This window comes from Streptomyces puniciscabiei (assembly GCF_006715785.1).
Lineage (GTDB): Bacteria > Actinomycetota > Actinomycetes > Streptomycetales > Streptomycetaceae > Streptomyces > Streptomyces puniciscabiei.
The window spans coordinates 3,834,980-3,858,804 of the sequence record NZ_VFNX01000001.1; the positions used below are offsets into that span (position 1 = coordinate 3,834,980).

General features: G+C 70.5%; 22 protein-coding genes. 12 read left to right on the plus strand and 10 right to left on the minus strand.

The genetic code is table 11. The features are described from left to right. Window positions 1–2: 2 nt before the first annotated feature. Window positions 3–608, minus strand: a complete 606-nt coding sequence (locus tag FB563_RS17790) for a Uma2 family endonuclease (RefSeq protein WP_244329024.1) — start codon at window positions 606–608, stop codon at window positions 3–5. Window positions 609–778: 170 nt separating this feature from the next. On the opposite strand from FB563_RS17790, the gene FB563_RS17795 reads away from it, so the two are divergent. The 4 genes from FB563_RS17795 to FB563_RS17810 all read left to right on the plus strand — a co-directional run bounded on the left by FB563_RS17795 (window position 779) and on the right by FB563_RS17810 (window position 7,438). Then, window positions 779–2,587, plus strand: coding sequence for an ABC-F family ATP-binding cassette domain-containing protein (locus tag FB563_RS17795; RefSeq protein WP_142218780.1), 1,809 nt, complete (start codon window positions 779–781; stop codon window positions 2,585–2,587). A 278-nt stretch (window positions 2,588–2,865) separates the two neighbouring features. Further along, window positions 2,866–4,620 (plus strand): outer membrane protein assembly factor BamB family protein, encoded by a 1,755-nt coding sequence (locus tag FB563_RS17800; RefSeq protein ID WP_142218781.1) that lies wholly within the window; start codon window positions 2,866–2,868, stop codon window positions 4,618–4,620. A gap of 79 nt (window positions 4,621–4,699) precedes the next feature. Further along, window positions 4,700–6,523, plus strand: a complete 1,824-nt coding sequence (locus FB563_RS17805; RefSeq protein WP_142218782.1) for an outer membrane protein assembly factor BamB family protein — start codon at window positions 4,700–4,702, stop codon at window positions 6,521–6,523. 231 nt (window positions 6,524–6,754) lie between these two features. Then, window positions 6,755–7,438 carry a helix-turn-helix transcriptional regulator gene (locus FB563_RS17810; protein ID WP_055704869.1) on the plus strand — a complete coding sequence of 228 codons (684 nt, stop codon included), beginning with the start codon at window positions 6,755–6,757 and terminating at the stop codon, window positions 7,436–7,438. A 138-nt stretch (window positions 7,439–7,576) separates the two neighbouring features. On the opposite strand, the gene FB563_RS17815 is transcribed toward FB563_RS17810, so the two are convergent. Both FB563_RS17815 and FB563_RS17820 read right to left on the minus strand, forming a co-directional pair. After that, window positions 7,577–7,921 carry a hypothetical protein gene (locus FB563_RS17815; protein WP_055704868.1) on the minus strand — a complete coding sequence of 115 codons (345 nt, stop codon included), beginning with the start codon at window positions 7,919–7,921 and terminating at the stop codon, window positions 7,577–7,579. Window positions 7,922–7,942: 21 nt separating this feature from the next. Beyond that, entirely contained in the window at window positions 7,943–9,634 is a 1,692-nt protein-coding gene (locus FB563_RS17820; RefSeq protein ID WP_055704867.1) for a sodium:solute symporter family protein, read from the minus strand. 180 nt (window positions 9,635–9,814) lie between these two features. Here FB563_RS17820 and galT point away from each other — a divergent pair, with 180 nt between their 5' ends. The 5 genes from galT to FB563_RS17845 all read left to right on the plus strand — a co-directional run bounded on the left by galT (window position 9,815) and on the right by FB563_RS17845 (window position 14,494). Then, window positions 9,815–10,900 carry a galactose-1-phosphate uridylyltransferase gene (gene galT, locus FB563_RS17825; RefSeq protein ID WP_055704866.1) on the plus strand — a complete coding sequence of 362 codons (1,086 nt, stop codon included), beginning with the start codon at window positions 9,815–9,817 and terminating at the stop codon, window positions 10,898–10,900. Then, window positions 10,897–11,859: a UDP-glucose 4-epimerase GalE gene (galE, locus tag FB563_RS17830; RefSeq protein WP_055704865.1), complete on the plus strand. Its 963-nt coding sequence runs from the start codon at window positions 10,897–10,899 to the stop codon at window positions 11,857–11,859. The genes galT and galE overlap by 4 nt, the downstream gene beginning before the upstream one ends. Further along, window positions 11,859–13,013: a galactokinase gene (galK, locus tag FB563_RS17835; RefSeq protein ID WP_055704864.1), complete on the plus strand. Its 1,155-nt coding sequence runs from the start codon at window positions 11,859–11,861 to the stop codon at window positions 13,011–13,013. Before galE ends, galK begins: the two co-directional genes overlap by 1 nt. 97 nt (window positions 13,014–13,110) lie before the next feature. Beyond that, window positions 13,111–13,350 carry a hypothetical protein gene (locus FB563_RS17840; RefSeq protein ID WP_055704863.1) on the plus strand — a complete coding sequence of 80 codons (240 nt, stop codon included), beginning with the start codon at window positions 13,111–13,113 and terminating at the stop codon, window positions 13,348–13,350. A 370-nt stretch (window positions 13,351–13,720) separates the two neighbouring features. Beyond that, on the plus strand, window positions 13,721–14,494 hold the full coding sequence (locus FB563_RS17845; protein WP_055704862.1) for a LuxR C-terminal-related transcriptional regulator: 774 nt from the start codon (window positions 13,721–13,723) through the stop codon (window positions 14,492–14,494). Here FB563_RS17845 and tamR read toward each other — a convergent pair. Then, the gene (tamR, locus tag FB563_RS17850; RefSeq protein WP_055704861.1) at window positions 14,453–14,950 is read right to left on the minus strand and encodes a MarR family transcriptional regulator TamR; all 498 of its coding nucleotides are present in this window, start codon (window positions 14,948–14,950) and stop codon (window positions 14,453–14,455) included. The genes FB563_RS17845 and tamR overlap by 42 nt on opposite strands. Window positions 14,951–15,038: 88 nt before the next feature. On the opposite strand from tamR, the gene FB563_RS17855 reads away from it, so the two are divergent. Further along, window positions 15,039–15,863, plus strand: a complete 825-nt coding sequence (locus FB563_RS17855) for a trans-aconitate 2-methyltransferase (RefSeq protein WP_055704860.1) — start codon at window positions 15,039–15,041, stop codon at window positions 15,861–15,863. Between the two features lie 2 nt (window positions 15,864–15,865). Beyond that, the gene (locus tag FB563_RS17860) at window positions 15,866–16,225 is read left to right on the plus strand and encodes a VOC family protein (RefSeq protein ID WP_055704859.1); all 360 of its coding nucleotides are present in this window, start codon (window positions 15,866–15,868) and stop codon (window positions 16,223–16,225) included. Between the two features lie 31 nt (window positions 16,226–16,256). Here FB563_RS17860 and FB563_RS17865 read toward each other — a convergent pair whose 3' ends face one another. Together FB563_RS17865 and FB563_RS17870 are read right to left on the minus strand one after the other, a co-directional pair. Continuing rightward, window positions 16,257–16,934, minus strand: coding sequence for a TetR/AcrR family transcriptional regulator (locus tag FB563_RS17865; RefSeq protein WP_055704858.1), 678 nt, complete (start codon window positions 16,932–16,934; stop codon window positions 16,257–16,259). Then, on the minus strand, window positions 16,931–17,938 hold the full coding sequence (locus FB563_RS17870; RefSeq protein WP_055704857.1) for an acyl-CoA desaturase: 1,008 nt from the start codon (window positions 17,936–17,938) through the stop codon (window positions 16,931–16,933). Before FB563_RS17870 ends, FB563_RS17865 begins: the two co-directional genes overlap by 4 nt. A gap of 302 nt (window positions 17,939–18,240) precedes the next feature. Here FB563_RS17870 and ppc point away from each other — a divergent pair, with 302 nt between their 5' ends. Continuing rightward, window positions 18,241–20,973, plus strand: coding sequence for a phosphoenolpyruvate carboxylase (gene ppc / locus FB563_RS17875; protein ID WP_055704856.1), 2,733 nt, complete (start codon window positions 18,241–18,243; stop codon window positions 20,971–20,973). A 71-nt stretch (window positions 20,974–21,044) separates the two neighbouring features. On the opposite strand, the gene FB563_RS17880 is transcribed toward ppc, so the two are convergent. The 4 genes from FB563_RS17880 to FB563_RS17895 form a co-directional block, all read right to left on the minus strand. After that, window positions 21,045–21,761 carry a hypothetical protein gene (locus FB563_RS17880; RefSeq protein WP_055704855.1) on the minus strand — a complete coding sequence of 239 codons (717 nt, stop codon included), beginning with the start codon at window positions 21,759–21,761 and terminating at the stop codon, window positions 21,045–21,047. Window positions 21,762–21,887: 126 nt separating this feature from the next. Further along, entirely contained in the window at window positions 21,888–22,403 is a 516-nt protein-coding gene (locus tag FB563_RS17885; RefSeq protein WP_107100541.1) for a hypothetical protein, read from the minus strand. Between the two features lie 52 nt (window positions 22,404–22,455). Then, the gene (pth, locus tag FB563_RS17890) at window positions 22,456–23,061 is read right to left on the minus strand and encodes an aminoacyl-tRNA hydrolase (RefSeq protein ID WP_055704854.1); all 606 of its coding nucleotides are present in this window, start codon (window positions 23,059–23,061) and stop codon (window positions 22,456–22,458) included. A 76-nt stretch (window positions 23,062–23,137) separates the two neighbouring features. Beyond that, window positions 23,138–23,734 carry a 50S ribosomal protein L25/general stress protein Ctc gene (locus FB563_RS17895; RefSeq protein ID WP_055704853.1) on the minus strand — a complete coding sequence of 199 codons (597 nt, stop codon included), beginning with the start codon at window positions 23,732–23,734 and terminating at the stop codon, window positions 23,138–23,140. Window positions 23,735–23,825: the final 91 nt, after the last annotated feature.

Here is a 23,825-nt window from a genome sequence, read left to right on the forward strand (position 1 = left end):
CCTCAGAGTTCGTCGATCGCCGTCAGGTCGATGTCGATGGGGTACGGCTTGTCGACCTTGATGCGGTCGCGATGCATGCCGGTGTGGATGTATGCCCTGGTGAGCGGGTCGAGCTCGTAGACGTGGATGACGGGCCTACCACTCGTCCCGTTCTCCTCGACGCGCCAGAAGTTCGGGATCCCGGCAGCGGCGTACTTCTGGGGCTTGGTCGTGCGGTCGCGGGACTCCGAGTCCGGGGAGACGACTTCGATGGCCAGGAGCACGTCCTTGGCCTCGTACTTCGTCTGGCCAGGGCCCGTGACGGCGTCGGCGCGGATGACGCTTACATCGGGCTCCGGGCCGTTGCGCTCGTTGAGGACGATGGTCATCTCACGCTTCACCTTGAACTCGATTGGCAGGCCCTGGCGAAGGCCGTTCACCAGCAGGTCGATCGCATCGGCGTGAAAAGCGCGCTGCGGACTCACGAAAACCAGGCTCCCGTCGATCAGCTCGGTGTGCGGCGGGAGATCCGGCAGTGTGAACAGGTCGTCCACGGTGTAGCCGTCCTGGGGCGGCACCGGCCAGTGGTGGCGGTGCTCTACGGACTCGGCGGTCATGGTTCCTCCCATGGACGGGATCCTGCTGCCTGTCCTCCACGGTAGCGGCCTGTTCCCGATCACGGCATCACAAAGAGTGACAGCCCCCTCGCGCCCCGCTCGTCACCCCCGAGGCCCTACGCTAGAAGGCTGACCCCCGCGGCTGAGCCGCATGTCGACACAGCCCCGCGCACAGGAGTGAAATGGCCGTCAACCTGGTCAATGTCGAGAACGTCAGCAAGGTGTACGGCACCCGTGCCCTGCTGGACGGCGTCTCGCTCGGTGTGTCGGAGGGGGACAGGATCGGGGTCGTCGGGCGCAACGGCGACGGCAAGACCACCCTCATCCGGATGCTCGCCAAGCTGGAGGAGGCCGACACCGGGCGGGTCACGCACTCCGGCGGCCTGCGGCTCGGCGTGCTCACCCAGCACGACTCCCTCGACCCCGCCGCCACCGTCCGCCACGAGGTCATCGGCGACATGGCCGACCACGAGTGGGCCGGCAACGCCAAGGTCAGGGACGTGCTGACCGGGCTGTTCGGCGGGCTCGACCTGCCGGGCTTCCCGAAGGGGCTGGACACCGTCATCGGGCCGCTGTCCGGTGGCGAGCGGCGCCGGATCGCGCTCGCCAAGCTGCTCATCGAGGAACAGGACCTGCTCGTCCTCGACGAGCCCACCAACCACCTCGACGTCGAGGGCATCGCCTGGCTCGCGCAGCACCTGCAGAACCGGCGCTCGGCGCTGGTGTGCGTGACCCACGACCGGTGGTTCCTGGACCAGGTGTGCACGCGGATGTGGGACGTGCAGCGCGGCGACGTGTACGAGTACGAGGGCGGCTACTCCGACTACGTCTTCGCGCGTGCCGAGCGCGAGCGGATCGCCGCCACCGAGGAGGTCAAGCGGCAGAACCTGATCCGCAAGGAGCTGGCCTGGCTGCGGCGCGGGGCCCCCGCCCGTACGTCCAAGCCGCGCTTCCGGGTCGAGGCCGCCAACGAGCTGATCGCGGACGTGCCGCCGCCCCGCGACAGCAGCGAGCTGATGAAGTTCGCCTCCTCGCGGCTGGGCAAGACCGTCTTCGACCTCGAGGACGTCACCGTGCAGGCCGGGCCGAAGGTGCTGCTCAAACACGTCACCTGGCAGCTCGGCCCCGGCGACCGGATCGGCCTCGTCGGCGTGAACGGCGCCGGCAAGACCTCGCTGCTGCGCGCGATGGCGGACGCGGCCCGCAGCGAGGGCGAGGAGCAGCCCGCCGGTGGCCGGGTCGCCGTCGGCAGGACCGTCAAGCTCGCCTACCTCTCCCAGGAGGTCGCCGAACTCGACCCGACCTGGCGGGTCCTGGAGGCCGTGCAGCGGGTCCGTGAGCGCGTCGACCTCGGCAAGGGGCGCGAGATGACGGCCGGTCAGCTGTGCGAGACGTTCGGCTTCAACAAGGAGAAGCAGTGGACGCCGGTCGGCGACCTGTCCGGTGGTGAGCGCCGCCGTCTGCAGCTGCTGCGGCTCCTCATGGACGAACCCAACGTCCTCTTCCTGGACGAGCCCACCAACGACCTCGACATCGAGACCCTGACCCAGCTGGAGGACGTCCTCGACGGCTGGCCCGGCTCGATGATCGTCATCTCCCACGACCGCTTCTTCGTCGAGCGCACCACCGACCGGGTCTTCGCCCTCCTCGGCGACGGCACCCTGCGGATGCTGCCGCGGGGCATCGACGAGTACCTGGAGCGGCGGCAGCGCATGGAGGAGGCGGTCGCCGCCCAGGCCGCCGCCGCGGCGCCCAAGCCGGCCGGGACGGAGAAGAGCTCCGCCGACCAGCGCGCCGCCAAGAAGGAACTCCAGAAGATCGAGCGCCAGTTGGACAGGATCTCCGAGAAGGAGTCCAGGCTGCACGCCCAGATCGCCGAGAACGCCACCGACTTCGCCAAGGTCGCCGATCTGGACGCCCAGTTGCGCGAGCTCACCGACGAGCGCGAGGAACTGGAGCTGCGCTGGCTGGAATTGGCGGAGGACGCGTAGCGAGGACGCGCAGCGGGGAGCACCCCGACACTTCACCCCTGCACATGCGCCCCCGGGCGCGCGGTGCTGTTGCGTGCGCCGCGTGAAGGGGGCGTGAAGGCGCGTAACGGCGGCATCACGGGCCGGTCGTCCCTTGGGAACAGCGGCGGATCCGGGCCCGGGTGCTGTCGGTGCCGGGTGATAGAAAGGGCCGTCTGAGAACCGTCTGAGTAACGACCCAGGGTCCGTCAAGTACCTCAGGGCGTGGCGAAATCAGTGAGCGAGGGGGAAGAGCGCTGATGACCCAGCCACCCGACCAGCCGCCGCAGGGCGGATTCGGGGCGCCGCCGGGCCCGCCGCCGCAGGGGGGCGGGTTCGGCGCGGGCGTGCCTCCCCTGCCCCCGCCACCGGCCCAGCCGCCCGCCGCCCCGCCGCAGCCCGCGGGGCCGGGCTACGGCTACCCCCAGCAGCCGGGCCCGTACGGCACCCCCACCGCCCCCGGCACCCCGGGCCCCTACGGCCATCCGCAGCAGCCGGGCCCCTACGGGACGGTTCCCCAGCCGGGCCCCTACGGGGCGGTGCCCCAGCCCGGCTTCGGCGGGCCGCAGCAGCCGCCGTACCCGGGCGTCCCCGGCACCCCGCCCGGCAGGAAGAAGCCGGCGCTGGTCATCGGTGCCGCGGTGGCCGCGCTGCTGGTCATCGGCGGCACGGTGTACGCGGTCACGAGCGGCGGCGGTGGCGGCGGCAAGAAGAAGCCGGTCGCCCAGCCGAGCGGCGGCCCCGAGCAGTCCGCGTCCGCCTCGCCGAGCGCATCGAGCGGCGGCGGTGACGACCCGGAGAACCTCAACGCGGGCCGCAAGGCAGGTGAGGCGAAGGTGCTCTGGTACAAGTCGGCACCGGACGCCCCCGGTTCCGGCGCCGACGCGCCCGGCATGTGGGTCACCGGCAAGGCCGTGGTGAAGGCGGCCTACAAGCAGGTCTTCGCCTACGGCGTCGGAGACGGCGGGTCCGCCTGGAGCCCGATCGCCTTCCCGCAGAAGATCTGCGCGGTCACCCCGCAGAAGTCGGCGGACGACAAGGTCGTCGTGGCGTACATGAACGGCGCCGGCGACAACGCCGTGTGCAACCAGCTGCAGCAGATCGACCTGGACACCGGCCGAAAGGGCTGGAGCGGCACGCTCGACCGTCACGGGGCGTTCGACATCCAGGTCGAGATCAACCTGTCCGTCAGCGGCAGGACACTGATGGTGGGCAGCGGGGAGGCGGGCACGGCGTACGACATCGACAGCGGCAAGAAGCTGTACGAGAAGGGGAAGTACGGCGCTTCCTGCTACCCGGTCGCCTACGCGGGCGGCGCCGGCCGGCTGGTCCAGGCCTCCTCCTGCGCCGCGTACGCACCGGGCGAACACGCCGAGATCCAGGAACTCGACCCGGCCACCGGCAGGGTCAAGTGGAGCCGGCCGGTGAAGAAGGGCTGGCAGGTGACCAAGGTGTACTCCCTGGACCCGCTCGTGGTGTACCTGACCAACCCGGACAAGAAGGCCTGGAACATCTCCACGTTCACCAAGGACGGCACGTTCCGCTCCGAGGTGAAGGTCGACGAGAAGTTCGCCCCGCGCTGCGGTTTCCTGGACCGGGAGCTGCAGGGCTGTCAGGGCGTCACGGCCGACGCCGACAGGCTGTACCTGCCGACGGACAGCACGAGCCGCGCCAACGAGATCGTCGCCATCAGCCTCACCACCGGCAAGGCCGAGTGGCGGGCCAAGTCCCCGGCCGACGAGCCGATGTACCCCCTGAAGACGGAGGGCGGCAAGCTCGTCGCCTATGTGCAGGCGTCCTACGACGCGGGCGGCCAGGTGGTGTCGATCCCGGTGACCGGTTCCTCGCACCGGCCCGTCAGGTTGCTGCAGAACCCGCAGGGCACGGCCGAGATCGAGAACACCTTCTACGAGCCCGTCGTGGACTGGGCCGACGGGCGGTTCTTCATCTCCGCCGGACGGCTGTCCGGCAGCGTCCAGTCGAAGGAGAAGCTGATGATGGCCTTCGGCAACTGAGCCGCCGTCCCGGCTCCACCCCGTCCCTACCGAATCCCTTCGCCGTCCGGCCTTCCCGGCCTCACGAGGTACCCGTCCCATGACCCAGCCGCCCCCTCCGCCGCCCAACCAGCCCCCGCAGCAGGGTGGTTTCGGCCCCCCGACCCCGAACCAGCCCCCGCAGCAGCCTCCTCAGCCCCCGCAGCCGCAGCCGCAGCCCGGCTACGGCTACCCGCAGGCCGCACCGGCCCCGCAGCCGCAGCCCGGTTACGGCTACCCGCAGGCCGCGCCCGCCCCGCAGCCGCCCCAGCCCGGTTACGGCTACCCCGGCGCGCAGCAGAACCCGTACGGCCAGCAGCCCCCGGCCTACGGCCAGCCGCCCGCCGCTCCCTACGCCGGCCAGCCGCAGAACCCGTACGCGCAGCCCACGCAGCCGGGTTACGGCTATCCGGGCCAGCCCCCGACCGTCCCGATGCAGCCGCAGCCGGGGCAGAGCGGCGGCGGGCGGAACAACACGGTGCTGTTCATCGTCGTCGCGGCGGTCGTCGCCATCGCGCTGATCGTCGGCGGCGGCATCTGGTACGCCGGCTCGGGAGGCGGCGACGAGAAGCACGACACCGCGTCCTCCAGCGGCGGCACCGGCGGCAAGAACGGCAGCGGCGGGAGCACGGGCGGCGGCCAGGAGAAGCCACCGGCCGACCCCTCCGGGCAGCTGCTGTTCCAGGAGCCCATGCCGACCGCGAACGACCTCGTCAGGACCGTCGGTTCCTGGCTGACCGACAAGGTGTACGCCAAGACCGGCGTCGCCGAGATCACCGGCTACGACCCGGCCGACGGCACCAAGCTGTGGACGCTCAAGCTGCCCGGCCCGGTCTGTGCGGCCAGCAAGCACGCCACGACGGACGGCAAGACCGCGATCACCTACCAGCCGACGTGGGACACGGCGAAGACCATCGCGGGCTGCAGCCAGATCGCGGCCGTCGACCTCACCTCGGGGAAGAAGCTCTGGACCAAGACGGTCAAGTCCGGTGACTACCCGGTCGACTACCAGAACGTGACGGTCGCCCAGCGCACCGTCGCGGTCGGCGACAGCGACGGCGGTGCCGCCTTCGACCTCGACTCCGGCAAGCCGCTGTGGCTGCCGAAGCCGGGCGACGACTGCTACGACGGCGGCTACGGCGGTGGCACCAAGCTCGTCGCGGTGCGCCACTGCGGAGACTCGGACAACGAGCGGCTGCTCATCCAGACCCTCGACCCGAGGACCGGGAAGGTGATCTCCGAGTACCGGATGGACCCGGGCATCGGCTACGCCTCGGTCGTCTCCACCGACCCGCTGGTGGTGGCCGCCGAAGCCGGCGACGAGAGCCGAGCCCTGGACTACTTCTCCATCGACGACAAGACGGGCAAGCTGCTCGCCCACATCTCCGCACCCAGCAAGACCTACGGCGGCCAGTGCGACAGCAGCAGCCGCATCGAGGACTGCAAGGAGGTCGTCGTCGGCGACGGCAAGCTGTACCTGCCGACCGCGGAGCACGACGGCACCGGCGATTTCAGCAACACCAACGAGATCGTCTCCTTCGACCTGAACACCGGCAAGCCGACCGGTCAGCGAGCCGAGGCCGGGGACGGCTACACGCTCTCCCCGCTGCGCATGGACGGCCCGAACCTGCTCGCCTACAAGCGGCCGCCGTACGACAAGGGCGGTCAGGTCGTCAGCATCGACGGCGGGTCGTTCAAGGAGACCAAGTTGCTGGAGAACCCGGCCACGCAGAGCGTGCGGCAGGCGGAGACCAGCATGCTGCCGGACTACGCGGAGATCCTGTTCGGGCACGGCCGTCTGTACATGTCGGACGTCTTCGCGACCAAGAAGGGCGAGTCGGCCGGTAAGAAGTACCTGGTCGTGGCGTTCGGCCCGAAGAGCTGACCGCCTCGCCGACGCCGCCTTCGGGTTTCGCCCGAATGGGTGACTTACCGAGAAGTGCCCCGGATTTCATCGATCCGGGGCACTTCTCGTCAAGAGGGGCAGCGCGACGTCGAACAAGCGTGTAGCTTCCGGGGGCATGTGGAAGGCGGAGGTGCCGGGGGGCCCTCTGTCCTTGTGGACCGGTGGGCGTCCATAGTGGGGCATCCATGGGGGGGACTGGGGGGTTGCTCTATGGGAGTGCGGCTCATGGTCGTCGACGACCACCGCCTGCTCGCGGAGGCGCTCGCGTCGGCGCTCAAGCTGCGCGGGCACCGGGTGCTCGCCGCGGCGGCGCCGGCCGCGGGCGCGGCGGACCTGGTGATCGCGCGGGCGCCGGAGGTGTGCCTGCTGGGTACGGCGGCACCGGCCGAACCGGGTGTCTTCGACCCGGTGGTGAAGATCAAACGGGAGCGGCCGCAGGTGGCGGTGCTGGTGCTGGGCCCGGTGCCCTCGCCGCGCGGCATCGCGGCGGCCTTCGCCGCCGGGGCGTCGGGGTACGTACGGCACGACGAGCGGATCGAGGGCGTCGAGCGGGCGATCATGAAGGCCCGGGCGGGCGAGGCCGCGGTGGCGCCGCAGTTGCTGCAGGGGGCGTTCGGGGAGCTGCTCAACCCGGCCGCGCAGCCCGACGACGAGGCGCAGCGGCTGCTGTCGATGCTGACGCCGAGGGAGGTGGAGGTGCTGGTCAGGGTGGCCGACGGGGAGGACACCCGGCTGATCGCGGCCGGCATGGGCATCGCACCGAGCACGGCCCGCACCCATGTCCAGCGCGTGCTGATGAAGCTGGGCGTCGGGTCGCGGCTGGAGGCGGCGGCGCTGGCCGCGCGCACGGGGTTGCTGGACCGGGCGGGGCCGTTGGGTTCCGGCACCGAGTAGACGCCCTGCGCCGGTGCCGGCGGCACTACGAAGCGACGGCCCTGCAGCGCCCCGGAAGGGGCGCGGGGCTGTGTCGACATGCGGCTCCGCCGCGTGGGCGCGACCAGCCCCCACGCACCCGCAGACGGAAACGGTGCGTTACTCCCCCTGCCTCTCCTCCGGCAACCCCTCCGGAGGAAGCGGCGGCGGAGTCGGGCGGAGCTTCAGCCAGGCCAGGAAGAAGATGCCCAGCAGGAGCATGCCGATCCCGGTCCACAGGTTGATGTTGACGCCCTGGGCCTTGTCGATGGCGGACTGGGAGTCGGTGATACCGGCGATCGTGACGATGACGCCGTACACCACGAACAGGCCGCCGATGATGCGGCGCAGGTCGAAGATGCGCGCCGCGGTCGCGGACTTGCCCTCCAGGTCGGTGACTTCCCGCGCCACCTCGTCCTCGGTGTAGTGGTGGCGACGGTCAGGGTGCTCGGGGTGTTCAGACATGGTTTCCTCGATCCTCCCGCGTCAGAACGAGAACGGGACGTAGCAGACGGCGGCCAGCACGACCGCGCCCCAGCCCAGCAGGGCCGGCCTGCGGTACCAGGCCTCGTCGCCGGGCGCGGGCGGTTCGGACATGCCGGGGGAGCGGGTGCCGTAGACCAGGCCCTGCAGCTCCTCGGCCGGCTTGGGCCTGGTGAACAGGGACACCGCGACCATCACGACCGCGCCGGCGACGAAGCCGGCGATCGCGGAGACGAAGTTGGCGCCCTGGTCGGAGGGGATGGCGATGATCCCCTTCTTGTAGAAGACGAAGTAGTTGACCATCGCGGTCACGGTGCCCGCGAGCAGGCCCCAGAAGCCGGACTTGGCGGACGCGCGCTTCCAGAACATGCCGACGATGAAAACGACGAACATCGGCACGTTGAAGAAGGAGAACAGCGTCTGCAGGTAGCTCATGATGTTCGAGAACGACGACGCCAGGAACGCCGTGCCGACGGAGGCGAGGACACCGATCACGGTGATCAGGCGGCCGAACCGGACGTAGTAGGCGTCCTCGCGGCCGCGCACCACGTACTTCGCCCAGATGTCGTTGGTGAACACGGTGTTGAAGGACGACACGTTGGCCGCCATGCCGGCCATGAAGGCGGCGAGCAGACCGGTGACGGCGATGCCGAGCACGCCGTTGGGCAGCAGTTCCTGCATCAGGAAGGGGATGGCGTCGTTGTACTGGTAGCCGGAGCCCGCGGTGCCGAACTTCGGGATGAGCGCGGCGGCGACCAGGCCCGGGATCATCACCAGGAAGACGATGAAGATCTTCGGGTAGGCGGCGATCAGCGGGGTCCGCTGCCCGGCGGAGAGGTTCTTCGCGGACAGGGCGCGCTGCACCTCGGCGAAGTTGGTCGTCCAGTAGCCGAAGGACAGCACGAAGCCGAGGCCGAGGACGATGGTCAGCCAGTTCGCGCCGAGCGGGTTGACGTGTCCGATGCCGGTGCCGCCCCAGGCGGTGGTGAAGTTCGCCCCGTGCGTCGCGGTGAGCTTGTGGGTCAGGCCGTCCCAGCCGCCGGCCTTCTTCAGGCCGAGGGCGGTGATCGGGATGAGGGCGGCCAGGATCACGAAGAACTGCAGCACCTCGTTGTAGATCGCCGAGGACAGACCGCCGAGGGTGATGTACGCCAGCACGAACGCGCCGGCGACCACGATCGCGACCCACTGCGGCCAGCCCAGCAGGGCCTCGACGACGATCGCGAGGGCGTACAGGTTGACGCCCGCGATCAGGATGGCGGCGAACGCGAACAGGATCGAACTGAGCAGGTGGGCGCCCCGGTCGAAGCGCAGCAGCAGGAACTCGGGGACCGAGCGGACCTTGCTGCCGTAGTAGAACGGCATCATCACCAGGCCGAGGAAGACCATGGCCGGGATGGCGCCGATCCAGTACCAGTGCACGGTGTACGCGCCGTACTGGGCGCTGTTCGCGGCCATGCCCAGGATCTCGGTGGCCGCCAGGTTCGCCGAGATGAAGGCGAGGCCGGTGATCCAGGCGGGCAGCGAGCGTCCGGACAGGAAGAAGTCGAGGCTGGTCTTCACCGAGCGGCGGGCCGCGAAGCCGATCCCGAGCACGACGACGAAGTAGATCGCCAGGATCGTGTAGTCCAGCCAGTTGGTGGGGAGCCGTAGCGCCGCCGCCAAGTACAGGGGACTGTCTGTGGGGGTTTGCATGAGTACTCGCTTCGTTGCGCGAACTGATCCAGAGCGGAACCTACGCCTCCGCGTTCAGAAATTGAACACTTCTGTTGGTGTTCTTTGTTTGATTGTGATGCGCCTGGACGTTGTCGAGTTGTGGTCTGTTATGTTTGATTGTGTTGAGTGATTGGGTGCGGGACGTAGAGGAGTCCGGCGTTGAAGAAGACCTCGACACGGCTGGCCGACGGTCGTGAGCTGATCTACTACGACCTCAAGGACGACGCCGTGCGGGACGCCGTCGACCGCCGTCCACTGGAGCCGACCCGTACGACGTCCGAGGTCCGCCGTGACGTGCTGCTCGGCGACTCGGTCGCCGTCGCCTCCCACCGGCAGGGCCGCACCTACCATCCGCCGGCCGACGAGTGCCCGCTGTGCCCCACGCAGGGCGACCGGCTGAGCGAGATCCCGGACTCGTCGTACGACGTCGTCGTCTTCGAGAACCGGTTCCCCTCCCTCGCCGGCGACTCCGGCCGCTGCGAGGTCGTCTGCTTCACCTCCGACCACGACGCCTCCTTCACCGACCTGACCGTCGAGCAGGCGCGCCTGGTGCTGGACGCGTGGACGGACCGCACGTCGGAGCTGTCGCATCTGCCCGCCGTCGAGCAGGTCTTCTGTTTCGAGAACCGCGGTGCCGAGATCGGCGTGACCCTGGGCCACCCGCACGGACAGATCTACGCATACCCCTTCACCACCCCGCGCACCGCGCTGATGCTCCGCTCGCTCGCCGCGCACAAGGAGGCCACCGGCGGCGAGAACCTCTTCGACGCCGTGGTGGAGCGGGAACTGGCCGGTGAGCGGGTCGTCCTTGAGGGTGAACACTGGGTGGCGTTCGTGCCGTACGCGGCGCACTGGCCCTACGAGGTCCACCTGTACCCCAAGCGCCGCGTGCCCGATCTGCTCGCCCTCGACGAGGCGGCGCGCACAGAATTCCCCCAGGTCTATCTGGAACTCTTGAGGCGCTTCGACCGGATCTTCGATGGCGGGGACGGAGGGGAAAACGCTGCGGGTGAGCCTCCGACGCCGTACATCGCGGCCTGGCACCAGGCTCCGTTCAGCGCGCTGGAGGAGTTCGAGGGGGTCACGCGCGACGACTTCGCGCTCCACCTCGAGCTTTTCACCATCCGCCGCACTTCCGGCAAGCTGAAGTTTCTCGCGGGTTCCGAGTCCGGCATGAGCGTGTTCATCAACGACGTGCCGCCGGAGCGCGCGGCCGAGCGACTGCGAGAGGTAGCGAGTTCATGAAGTACCTGGTGACGGGTGGCGCGGGTTACGTCGGCAGCGTGGTGGCCCAGCACCTGCTGGAGGCCGGGCACGAGGTCACCGTCCTCGACAACCTCTCCACCGGCTTCCGCGCGGGCGTGCCCGCCGGCGCGGCCTTCGTCGAGGGCGACATCCGCGACGCCGCCAAGTGGCTCGACCCCTCCTACGACGGCGTGCTGCACTTCGCCGCGTCCTCCCAGGTCGGCGAGTCGGTGGTGAAGCCGGAGAAGTACTGGGACAACAACGTCGCCGGCTCGATGGCGCTGCTCGGCGCGATGCGCGAGGCGGGCGTGCGCACGCTCGTCTTCTCCTCCACGGCCGCCACGTACGGCGAGCCGGAGCAGGTCCCGATCGTGGAGAGCGCCCCGACGCGGCCGACCAACCCCTACGGCGCCTCCAAGCTCGCCGTCGACCACATGATCACCAGCGAGGCGAACGCCCACGGCCTGGCCGCGGTCTCCCTGCGCTACTTCAACGTGGCCGGCGCCCACGGCGCGTACGGCGAGCGCCACGACCCCGAGTCGCACCTCATCCCGCTGGTCCTCCAGGTCGCCCAGGGCCGCCGCGAGGCGATCTCCGTCTACGGCGACGACTACCCGACCCCGGACGGCACCTGCGTCCGCGACTACATCCACGTCGCGGACCTGGCCGAGGCCCACCTGCTGGCCCTCAAGGCGGCCCGCCCGGGCGAGCACCTGATCTGCAACCTCGGCAACGGCGAGGGCTTCTCCGTCCGCCAGGTGATCGAGACGGTCCGGCAGGTCACCGGCCACCCGATCCCCGAGATCGTGGCCCCGCGCCGGGGAGGCGACCCGGCCGTCCTGGTCGCCTCGGCGGACACGGCCCGCGAGAAGCTGGGCTGGAACCCGACCCGCGCGGACCTCGCGGGCATCGTCGCGGACGCGTGGGAGTTCGCGCAGAGCATCACGAAGGAGCACTAGTGGGGGCACAGCAGGTCGCGGAGCGCTTCGCCGAGCTGTACGGCGCCGAGCCGGAGGGAGTGTGGGCGGCACCCGGCCGCGTCAACCTCATCGGTGAGCACACCGACTACAACGACGGCTTCGTGATGCCGTTCGCGCTGCCGCACCGGGCGGTCGCGGCGGTCTCGCGCCGCACCGACGGCGTGCTGCGCCTGCACTCGGCGGACATCGACGGCGGCATCGTGGAGCTGTCCCTGGACGCCCTGGCGCCCGGGAGCGACGCGAACTGGACGGCGTACCCGGCGGGCGTGGTCTGGGCGCTGCGCGACGCGGGCCACGGCGTGACCGGCGCGGACGTCCACCTGTCGTCCACGGTCCCGACCGGAGCCGGCCTGTCCTCCTCGGCGGCCCTGGAGGTCGTGATCGCGCTCGCGCTGAACGACCTGTTCGCACTGGACCTGCCGCGCTGGCGGCTGGCCCGGCTGTGCCAGCGCGCGGAGAACGTCTACGTCGGCGCGCCCACCGGGATCATGGACCAGACGGCGTCGGCCTGCTGCGAGCAGGGCCACGCGCTCTTCCTGGACACCCGTGACCTGTCCCAGCGGCAGATCCCCTTCGACCTCGCGGCCGAGGGCCTGCGCCTGCTGGTCGTGGACACCCAGGTCAAGCACGCCCACAGCGGCGGCGAGTACGGCAAGCGGCGGGCGGGCTGCGAGAAGGGCGCGGCCCTGCTCGGCGTCGACGCCCTGCGGGACGTTCCGTACGCCGAGCTGGACGCGGCCCTCGCCCGCCTCGGCGACGAGGAGGAGGTGGTTCGCCTGGTCCGCCATGTGGTGACGGAGGACCAGCGGGTGGAGCGGGTGGTCGAGCTGCTGCGCGCCGGTGAGACCCGCGCGATCGGCCCCGTCCTCACCGAGGGCCACGCCTCCCTGCGCGACGACTTCCGTATCTCCTGCCCGGAGCTGGACCTGGTCGTCGACACCGCCCTGGCGAACGGCGCGCTCGGCGCCCGGATGACCGGCGGCGGCTTCGGCGGCTCGGCGATCGTCCTGACGGAGGCGGCCGAGGTGGACACCCTCACCAAGGCGATCGAGGAGGCGTTCGCCGCGGCGGGCCACACCGCGCCTCGGGTGTTCGAGGCGGTGCCCTCGGCGGGGGCGCGCCGGCTGAGCTGAGCGAGTGATCGGTCCGGTGAGCGGTTTTTCGTACCGAAGGCCCGGGTAATGTCGCGGCACCTTGTTGTCCGGTATAAGCCAATATGAGGCAGAAAATATGCGTGTACGCAGAGCCCTGGCCATCGTGATCGCCACCCCCGTCCTGCTCGCCACGATCGGCGTGACCGGCGCATCCGCGTCACCTCGGCCCCAGCCCGCCGGCGACGGACCGAGCGCCCGGCACCACCATGCCGCCGACAGCAGGGGTGCTGCGGCGGCACAGTCCCCCGACGAAGCGGAACAGGAAGAAGGCCTCCTCGGCACACTCACGGGTGAAATCCTGGGGCGCACGGCCTAGGGGCGAAGGCAGGCGGAGGTTGCCTCCGGAGCGCCTCCGTGATCCCCGGCGGACCGCCGGGGATCACGGCTGTCCGCCAGACTGTCGACTTCCGCCTCAATACGAAACTCGTGGCACACGACAAACACGCTGGGCGGCCAGTTCTGCAAATCTCCTTCCGCTGCGTGCTCCCATCCGTACTCTGTGGAACAGCACCGGTGGGGGCCGGTGCTGTTCAGGGGGCGAGACAGGCGGGTACGGCGCCCGCGGTGGGGGTAGCAGTTTCCGCGACGGCGGCGGCCGAAGCGGCGCGCGTCCTTTTTCCGTGGGTGGCCGTATCCGCGCGGGTCGTCGTCCTCCGGAGGACCAGGCCCGGTCCGGGAGGGGTTTCGTGGTTCGTATCCGAGTCCTGGTCGTCGACGACCACCGCATCTTCGCCGAGTCGCTCGCGGCCGCCCTGGCGGCCGAGCCGGACGTCGACGTCTCCGCCGCCGGCAGCGGCCCCGCGGCGCTGCGCTGTCTGGAGCGGGCGGCCGGTGAGGGTCGCCGCTTCGACGTGCTGCTGGTCGACTCCGACCTGGGCGGCCACGTGCCCGGCACCCGTCCGGCCGTGCCCGTGCCGGTGCAGGAGGGCGGCGAGGACGGGCTGGTCGACGGTATATCGCTGGTCGCCGGGGTCCGGGCCGCCCAGCCCGCCGTGCGGATCGTGGTGCTCGCCGAGAAGGACGATCCCCGGCGGGCGGCGCTCGCGCTGCAGGCCGGTGCCTCCGGGTGGGTCGCCAAGGACTGCTCGCTGTCCCGGCTGCTGACGGTGATCCGGGGCGTGCTGCGCGACGAGACGCATCTGCCGCCCGCCCTGCTCACCGGCGTGCTCAGGGAGCTGACGGCCGCCCGCCGGCACCGCACCGAGAGCGAGCGGCTGGTGGAGTCCCTCACCCCGCGCGAACGCGAGGTGCTGCGCTGCATGGTCGCGGGCCTCGGCCGCAAGGCCGTCGCCGAGCGGCTGTTCCTCTCCCCGCACACCGTGCGCACCCACATGCAGAACGTCCTCGGCAAGCTGGGCGTCCACTCCACGCTGGCCGCCGTCGCACTCGCCCGCCGTGCGGGGGTCGGACCGGCCGAGCTAACCGGGGATGTTGTCGAACGGGGCGGTCAACTGGCGTAGCAGACCGGCGAGTTCGGCGCGCTGGGCGCGGGACAGCTCGGCGAGGATCGCCCGCTCCTGCTCCAGCAGGCCGGCCAGCGCCTCGTCCGCGCGGTCCCGGCCGGTGTCGGTCAGCCGGACCAGCACACCCCGCCGGTCGCTCGGATCGGGCAGCCGCTCGACCAGGCCCTTCTTGGCCAGCCGGTCGATCCGGTTGGTCATCGTGCCCGAGGTGACCAGGGTCTGGGTCAGCAGCTGACCGGGGGAGAGCTGGTACGGCGTGCCCGCGCGCCGGAGCGCGGTCAGCACATCGAACTCCCACGGCTCCAGCTGATGTTCGGCGAAGGCGAGCCGGCGCGCACGGTCCAGATGCCGGGCGAGCCGGCTCACCCGGCTGAGCACTTCCAGCGGCTCCACGTCGAGGTCCGGACGTTCCCGGCGCCACGCTGCGACCAGCCGATCGACCTCGTCCTCCATGGAGATCAGTGTAGTGGTTGTGTCGACATGAAGTCTCTTGATCTAAAGTCTCTTGACATCAAGAGAAATGGCGGGGGACAGTGGAGGCATGACGACACCGATCTGGGACCCCGGGCAGTATCTGCGGCACGCCGGTCACCGCGCCCGTCCCTTCGCCGACCTCCTCGCCCGCGTCCCCGCCCTGCCCACGGAACCGCCCGCAGGGCAACCCCGCATCGCCGACCTCGGCTGCGGCCCGGGCAACGTGACCGTGCTGCTCACCGAACGCTGGCCGGCCGCCCACGTCACGGGGTACGACAACTCGTCCGAGATGCTCGACGCGGCCCACACCGGGCACGAGGGCCCCACAGCCGGGGGCGGCCGGCTGGACTTCGCCCACGCCGACGTGCGCACCTGGGCGCCCGGAGAGCCGTACGACCTGATCGTCTCCAACGCCACCCTGCAGTGGGTGCCGGGGCACACCGACCGGTTCGCCGACTGGATCGCCGGCCTGCGGCCCGGCGGCGCCCTCGCCTTCCAGGTGCCCGACAACATCGACGCCCCGCTGCACGCCCTGATGCGCGAACTCGCCGCCACCCCGCGCTGGAAGTCCCGCCTCGCCGAGGTCCTGCGCCGCACCGACTCCGTGCACACCCCCGGCGCCTACCTGGACCGCCTCGCCCGCCTCGGCTGCGCGACCGACGTGTGGCAGACGACGTACCACCACGTCCTGCAGGGCGAGGATCCCGTCCTGGACTGGGTGAAGGGGACCGGCCTGCGGCCCGCGCTGACCGCGCTCGCCGACGACCCCGAGGCACGGGACGCGTTCCTGGCCGAGTACCGGGACCTGCTGCGGCAGGCCTACCCGAGCGCGCCGTACGGCACGGTCCTGCCGTTCCGCCGCCTGTTCGCCGTCGCCGTGAAGGAGGCCTGAACATGCTCGCCGCGGTCGACCATGTGCAGCTGGCGGCCCCGCCCGGGTCGGAGGACGCGCTGCGGGCGTACTACGTCGACGTGCTGGGGATGACGGAGATCCCCAAGCCGCCGGTGCCGGCGGCGCGCGGCGGCTGCTGGTTCCAGGCGGGTGCCGTGCAGCTGCATCTCGGGATCGAGGAGGACTTCAGGCCCGCGAAGAAGGCCCACCCCGGCCTGAGAGTCACGGAGATCGAGGCGTACGCCGCCCGGCTCACCGCCAAGGGCGCCAAGGTGACCTGGGACGACAACCTCCCCGGCCACCTGCGTTTCTACTCGCAGGACCCGGTGGGCAACCGGCTGGAGTTCCTCCAGCCCCGGTAACCGTACGCACCCTCCCGCAGCCGTCGGCGGGCTACGCCTTCCGGTGCCCGATCAGCCGCGGCTTCTGCTCCAGGCCGTCCAGGCCGTGCCAGGCCAGGTTCACCAGATGGGCCGCGACCTCGGCCTTCTTCGGGCGGCGCACGTCCAGCCACCACTGGCCGGTCAGCGCGACCATGCCGACCAGCGCCTGCGCGTACAGCGGGGCCAGCTTCGGGTCGAAGCCGCGGGACTTGAACTCGCGGCCCAGGATGTCCTCCACCTGGGTGGCGATGTCGGAGATGAGGGAGGCGAAGGAACCCGTCGACTGGGGGATGGGGGAGTCGCGGACCAGGATGCGGAAGCCGTCCGTGTACTCCTCGATGTAGTCCAGCAGCGCGAACGCGGCCTGCTCGCACAGCTCGCGCGGGTGGCCGGCCGTGAGCGAGCTGGTCACCATGTCCAGCAGGCGGCGCATCTCACGGTCCACCACCACCGCGTACAGCCCCTCCTTGCCGCCGAAGTGCTCGTACACCACCGGCTTGGACACCCCGGCCTTCGCCGCGATCTCCTCCACCGAGGTGCCCTCGAAACCTTTCGCCGCGAAGAGGGTGCGACCGATCTCCAGCAGCTGCTGGCGGCGCTCGGCACCGGTCATACGGGTCCGGCGGGTCCGCCGCGGCTTTTCATTGCTGGAGGTGCTGCTGGAGTCGGTCGCCACGGCGTCAATCATGCCGCCTTCGCGGTCTCCTTCCGGCGCCGGGAGCCGTCTTCCCCGGTGTTACGGCGCGAATCGATACGCGAGCGTGACGGCCAGCGCACGTCGTACGCCCAGCCGAGCAGCTCGAAGATCCGGATGAACCGCGCCGAGGAGTCGATCTGGCCGCGCATCACACCGTGCCGCGCCGAGGTCGGGTCGGCGTGGTGCAGGTTGTGCCAGGACTCGCCGCACGACAGCACCGCCAGCCACCACACGTTGCCCGAACGGTCCCGCGACTTGAACGGCCGCTTGCCCACCGCGTGGCAGATCGAGTTGATCGACCACGTCACGTGGTGCAGCAACGCCACCCGCACGAGTGAACCCCAGAAGAACGCGGTGCACGCACCCCACCAGGACATCGTCACCAGACCGCCGATCAGCGGCGGCAGCAGCAGGGACGTCGCCGTCCACAGCACGAACTGGCGGGAGATCGCCCGGATCGCCGGGTCCTTGATCAGATCCGGCGCGTACTTGTCCTGCGGGGTCTGCTCCTCGTCGAACATCCAGCCGATGTGCGCCCACCACAGGCCCTTCATCAGCGCCGGAACCGTCTCCCCGAACCGCCACGGGGAGTGCGGGTCGCCTTCCGCGTCAGAGAACTTGTGATGCTTGCGGTGATCGGCCACCCAGCGCACCAGGGGCCCCTCGACCGCCAGCGAGCCCATGATCGCCAGCGCGATCCTCAGCGGCCGCCTGGCCTTGAACGAGCCGTGGGTGAAGTACCGGTGGAAACCGATCGTGATGCCGTGGCACCCCAGGAAGTAGAAGAACACCAGCAGGCCCAGGTCGAGCCAGCTCACCCCCCAGCCCCAGGCCAGCGGCACAGCCGCCACGAGCGCGAGGAACGGCACGGTGATGAACAAAAGCAGCGTGATCTGTTCGATCGAGCGCTTCTGCTCGCCGCCCAGCGTGGCGGAGGGGGTGGAGGTGTCGGTGGCCTGACGGGCTTCTTCGATCACATCGGAACTTGAGGTCATACGCGTCCCCTGTGGGGTCGAGGGTCGAGGCAGGTGCCGGGCCGCCGGGACCGCACGGGACTGGACGGGAATTCCCTACGGTTCCGTAACCTACGGCGTCGTAAGTATGGCAGCGTGTCGAGCGGCGGCAAGAGCCCCAGAGCCTGCGCGTCCTCATCGACACCTATCCTTGAACTCGGTCGGACAGCGCGGTCCGCTGAAGTTTCCTTCCCGGACGCTCCCGCCCGTATGCGGTACCCGCCGCCGCGGCAGTCGGCCGGGTTCCCGCCAGACGAGCTTCAACACTGCAAGGAGCCGCACCTGTGAGCAGTGCCGACGACCAGACCACCACGACCAGCAGCGAGCTGCGCGCCGACATCCGCCGGCTGGGTGATCTCCTGGGCGAGACCCTCGTACGGCAGGAAGGCCCCGAGCTCCTCGACCTGGTCGAGAAGGTCCGCCGCCTCACCCGCGAGGACGGCGAGGCCGCCGCCGAGCTGCTGCGCGGCACCGAACTGGAGACCGCCGCCAAGCTGGTGCGCGCCTTCTCCACCTACTTCCACCTCGCCAACGTCACCGAACAGGTGCACCGCGGCCGCGAGCTGCGCGCCCGGCGCGCCGCCGAGGGCGGTCTCCTCGCCCGGACGGCGGACCGCCTGAAGGACGCCGACCCCGAGCACCTGAAGCAGACCGTCCAGAACCTGAACGTCCGCCCGGTGTTCACCGCACACCCCACCGAGGCCGCGCGCCGCTCGGTGCTGAACAAGCTCCGGCGCATCGCCGCGCTCCTGGAGACCCCCGTCCAGGGCTCCGACCGCCGCCGCCACGACGTCCGCCTCGCCGAGAACATCGACCTGGTGTGGCAGACCGACGAGCTGCGCGTCGTACGCCCCGAGCCCGCCGACGAGGCCCGCAACGCCATCTACTACCTCGACGAGCTGCACGCCAACGCCGTCGGCGACGTCCTGGAGGACCTGACGGCGGAACTGGAACGGGTCGGCGTCAGACTCCCCGACGACACCCGCCCGCTCACCTTCGGCACCTGGATCGGCGGCGACCGCGACGGCAACCCCAACGTCACCCCCCAGGTCACCTGGGACGTCCTCATCCTCCAGCACGAGCACGGCATCAACGACGCCCTGGAGATGATCGACGAACTGCGCGGCCTGCTCTCCAACTCCATCCGCTACACCGGAGCGACCGAGGAGCTGCTGGAGTCCCTCAAGCGCGACCTGGAGGTGCTCCCCGAGATCAGCCCCCGCTACAAGCGCCTCAACGCCGAGGAGCCCTACCGGCTCAAGGCCACCTGCATCCGGCAGAAGCTGGAGAACACCAAGCAGCGCCTCGCCAAGGGCACCCCGCACGAGGACGGCCGCGACTACCTCGGCACCGGCGAACTGCTGAAGGACCTGCGGATCATCCAGGCCTCCCTGCGTGAGCACCGCGGCGGCCTCCTCGCCGACGGCCGCCTCGCCCGCACCATCCGCACCCTGGCCGCCTTCGGCCTCCAGCTCGCCACCATGGACGTCCGCGAACACGCCGACGCCCACCACCACGCCCTCGGCCAGCTCTTCGACCGTCTCGGCGAGGAGTCCTGGCGCTACGCCGACATGCCCCGCGAGTACCGCACCAAGCTCCTCGCCAAGGAGCTCAGGTCCCGACGTCCCCTCGCGCCCACCCCGGCGCCCGTCGACGCCGCCGGGCAGAAGACCCTCGGCGTCTTCGAGACCGTCAAGAAGGCCCTGGAGGTCTTCGGCCCCGAGGTCGTCGAGTCCTACATCATCTCCATGTGCCAGGGCGCCGACGACGTCTTCGCCGCCGCCGTCCTCGCCCGCGAGGCAGGCCTCATGGACCTGCACGCCGGCTGGGCGAAGATCGGCATCGTCCCCCTGCTGGAGACCACGGACGAGCTGAAGGCCGCCGACACCATCCTGGAGGACATGCTCTCCGACCCGTCCTACCGGCGCCTGGTCGCGCTGCGCGGCGACGTCCAGGAGGTCATGCTCGGCTACTCCGACTCCTCCAAGTTCGGCGGCATCACCACCAGCCAGTGGGAGATCCACCGCGCCCAGCGCCGCCTGCGCGACGTCGCCCACCGCTACGGCGTCCGCCTGCGCCTCTTCCACGGCCGCGGCGGCACCGTCGGCCGCGGCGGCGGCCCCTCCCACGACGCCATCCTCGCCCAGCCCTGGGGCACCCTGGAGGGCGAGATCAAGGTCACCGAGCAGGGCGAGGTCATCTCCGACAAGTACCTCATCCCCTCCCTCGCCCGGGAGAACCTGGAACTGACCGTCGCCGCCACCCTCCAGGCCTCCGCACTGCACACCGCCCCCCGCCAGTCCGACGAGGCCCTCGCCCGCTGGGACGCCGCCATGGACGTGGTGTCGGACGCGGCGCACGCGGCCTACCGCGCCCTCGTCGAGGACCCGGACCTGCCGACGTACTTCCTCGCGTCGACGCCGGTGGACCAGCTCGCCGACCTGCACCTGGGCTCCCGGCCCTCCCGCCGCCCCGGCTCCGGCGTCTCGCTCGACGGCCTGCGCGCCATCCCGTGGGTCTTCGGCTGGACCCAGTCCCGGCAGATCGTCCCCGGCTGGTTCGGCGTCGGCTCCGGCCTCAAGGCCCTGCGCGAGGCCGGCCTGGACACCGTCCTCGACGAGATGCACCAGCAGTGGCACTTCTTCCGCAACTTCATCTCCAACGTCGAGATGACCCTCGCGAAGACCGACCTGCGCATCGCCCAGCACTACGTGGACACCCTCGTCCCCGACGAGCTCAAGCACGTCTTCGACACCATCAAGGCCGAACACGAACTGACCGTCCGCGAGGTCCTGCGGGTCACCGGCGAGAGTGAACTCCTGGACGCCCAGCCCGTCCTGAAGCAGACCTTCGCCATCCGCGACGCCTACCTGGACCCCATCTCCTACCTCCAGGTCACCCTGCTCAAGCGCCAGCGCGACGCAGCGGCGGCCGGCGTCACCCCCGACCCGCTGCTCTCCCGCGCCCTGCTCCTCACCGTCAACGGCGTGGCAGCGGGCCTGCGCAACACCGGCTGACCGCCACGACACGACAAAGGGTGCCCCCGGGGCCGTACGACCCCGGGGGCACCCCCCTTTCCGGGCTCCGGTCAGCCGCGCGCCTTCCGGCGCCGCAGCGCCAGGCAGCCGCCCGCGCCGGCCAGCACGGCCGCCACACCCGACAGCGCACCCACCGGAACGCCGTTGCCGGTCTCGGCCAGACCACCGCCACCGCCCTGCGCGGACGGCGAGGAGGACGGAGCGGGCGCCGGCGAGGACGACGCCCCCGGAGCCGACGCGGACGGCGACGACGACGGCGACGACGGCGACGACGGCGACGACGGGGCCGACGACGAGGACCCGGACGGCGCAGAGGACGTGCCGGCCGACGGACCCGAGGACGGCGCACCGCCACCGGAACCCTGGCAGTTCGTCCAGAACACCTTGTGCTTCGCCGAGCCCTTCTCACCAGCGAAGTTCCAGAACAGCTTGTAGTGCCCGTCGGGCAAGGTCATGTCCGCGCTGCGGCCGTGACCGTCGGCGTCCAGGGACAGGGCACCCGACTTCACCGTCGTGCCCTTCGTCCCACCGGTCGGCGCCCACACCTCGATGCGCCAGTCGACCTGCTGACCGCCGTCGAAGTGGAAGGCGTCCAGGTAGAACGAGCACACGTGCGGCTGATTGCGCTCGTCGTACTCGTCCGTCGCGGACTTGTGGATCTTCACATCGCCGTTGTCACCCGGCGGAGCGGCATGCGCCGCCGGGGCAAGGAACAGCGCTGCAGACACACCGGCGGTCACCGCGCCGGCACGAATGAGGGTACGCATGGGGCTGGTCCATCTTCGAGTGGCCTACGGGGAGGATGTGGAGGGGGCGACACAGCTTCCAGCCCCCCCTGACCCAAGGTCAATCACGAAGACACAACACCTGCCCGCCACCACCGGCGCACGGAGTCACGAACCGGCGGACACCGCAAGAAAAGCCCCCGTCAGCAACGCCATCCCACACCCCGCCAGCACCCACGCCACCCGCGTCAGCCGCATCCCCCCGGCCACCACCACCGACGCCAGAAGCAACGCCCCGCCCAACGGCACCCACGCGTACAGGATCCCCGCCGGACCCGACCGCACCGCGTCCGCCGTACCCGGCTTCAGCACCACGTCGTACGTCCGCCCCGCACGCACCGCCACCGGCTGCGCGATCTCCACACGCGCGCGTGCCCGCGCCCCCGCCGACGTCGGCGAGAACGGACCACTGCACACATCACGCGCACAGGCGGTCACCCGCACCGTGCCCTGCTCACGCCCCTTGGACAGCATCACCTGCTGCGCGGTCCCCCAGGAACCCCACACCCCGGCGAACAGAACCAACGCGGCGACCGCACCCATCGCCGAGACCCGCCCCCACCGCAATGCGGTCACAGAGGCCTGGCGAGCAGTGCTGGCTGTGGCAGGCATGGCCGGGATCATTGGCCATACCCGTAACCGTGGTCAACCTCGCTGTCCGCCGTGGAAGCACATGTCAGGAGTTGTACGCGCTCTGCGCCCGCTCCAGACCCTCGATCACCAGACACTCCACCGCGTCCGCCGCACGGTCCACGAAGTAGTCCAGCTCCTTGCGCTCCGCCGACGAGAAGTCCTTCAGCACGAAGTCCGCCACCTGCATACGACCCGGCGGCCGGCCGATCCCGAACCGCACCCGGTGATAGTCCGAACCCATCGCCTTCGTCATCGACTTCAGACCGTTGTGCCCGTTGTCCCCACCGCCCAGCTTCAGCCGCAGGACGCCGTAGTCGATGTCCAGCTCGTCATGCACGGCCACCACATTCGCCACCGGCACCTTGTAGAAGTCCTTCAGCGCGTTCACCGGGCCACCCGACAGATTCATGTACGACATCGGCTTCACCAGAACCACCCGCCGGCTGCCCGGCCCCGCCGGACCGATCCGCCCCTCCAGCACCTGCGCCTGCGCCTTGCCCGCCCGCTTGAACCTCCCCCCGATCCGCTCCGCGAGCAGCTCCACCACCATGAAACCGACGTTGTGCCGGTTCATGGCGTACTCCGGCCCGGGATTCCCGAGCCCGACGATCAGCCAGGGATCAGTGCTGGCGGGGGTGGTCACGTCCATGTCTCCTTGATACGCGCCAGCCGCCGCTCCCCGCGAGGGAAACGGCGGCTGAACCAGATGATGACGACGGCGAGGATCAGGCCTCGGCGACCTCTTCGCCCTCGGCGGCCTCCTCACCCTCGGTCTCCTCGGCCTGCGCGGCCAGGACCTGCAGGACGACAGCGTCCTCCTCGACGGCCAGCGTGGTGCCGCTCGGCAGGGTGATGTCCTTGGCGAGGATCGAGGCACCGGCCTCCAGACCCTCCACGGAGACGGTGACGGCCTCCGGGATGTGCGTGGCCTCGGCCTCGACCGGCAGCGCGTTCAGGACGTGCTCCAGCAGGTTGCCACCCGGGGCCAGCTCGCCCTCGGTGTGCACCGGAACCTCGACCGTGACCTTCTCGCCACGCTTGACCAGCAGCAGGTCCACGTGCTCCAGGAAGCCCTTCAGCGGGTCACGCTGCACGGCCTTCGGAATCGCCAGCTCGTTGGACTTGCCGTCGATGTCCAGCGAGATCAGGACGTTCGGCGTACGCAGCGCCAGCAGCAGGTCGTGACCCGGCAAAGTCAGGTGCACCGGCTCGGTGCCGTGGCCGTAGAGAACAACCGGAACCTTGTTGTCACGGCGGATGCGACGGGCCGCACCCTTGCCGAACTCGGTACGGGTCTCGGCGGCGAGCTTCACCTCGGACATAGTGATCACTCCTCGTAGGAACTCGGAACGGACGTGGTCACCCGGCCACGAACGGCCTGCTACGAAGAGCGCGTCGATAACGGACCGCCGT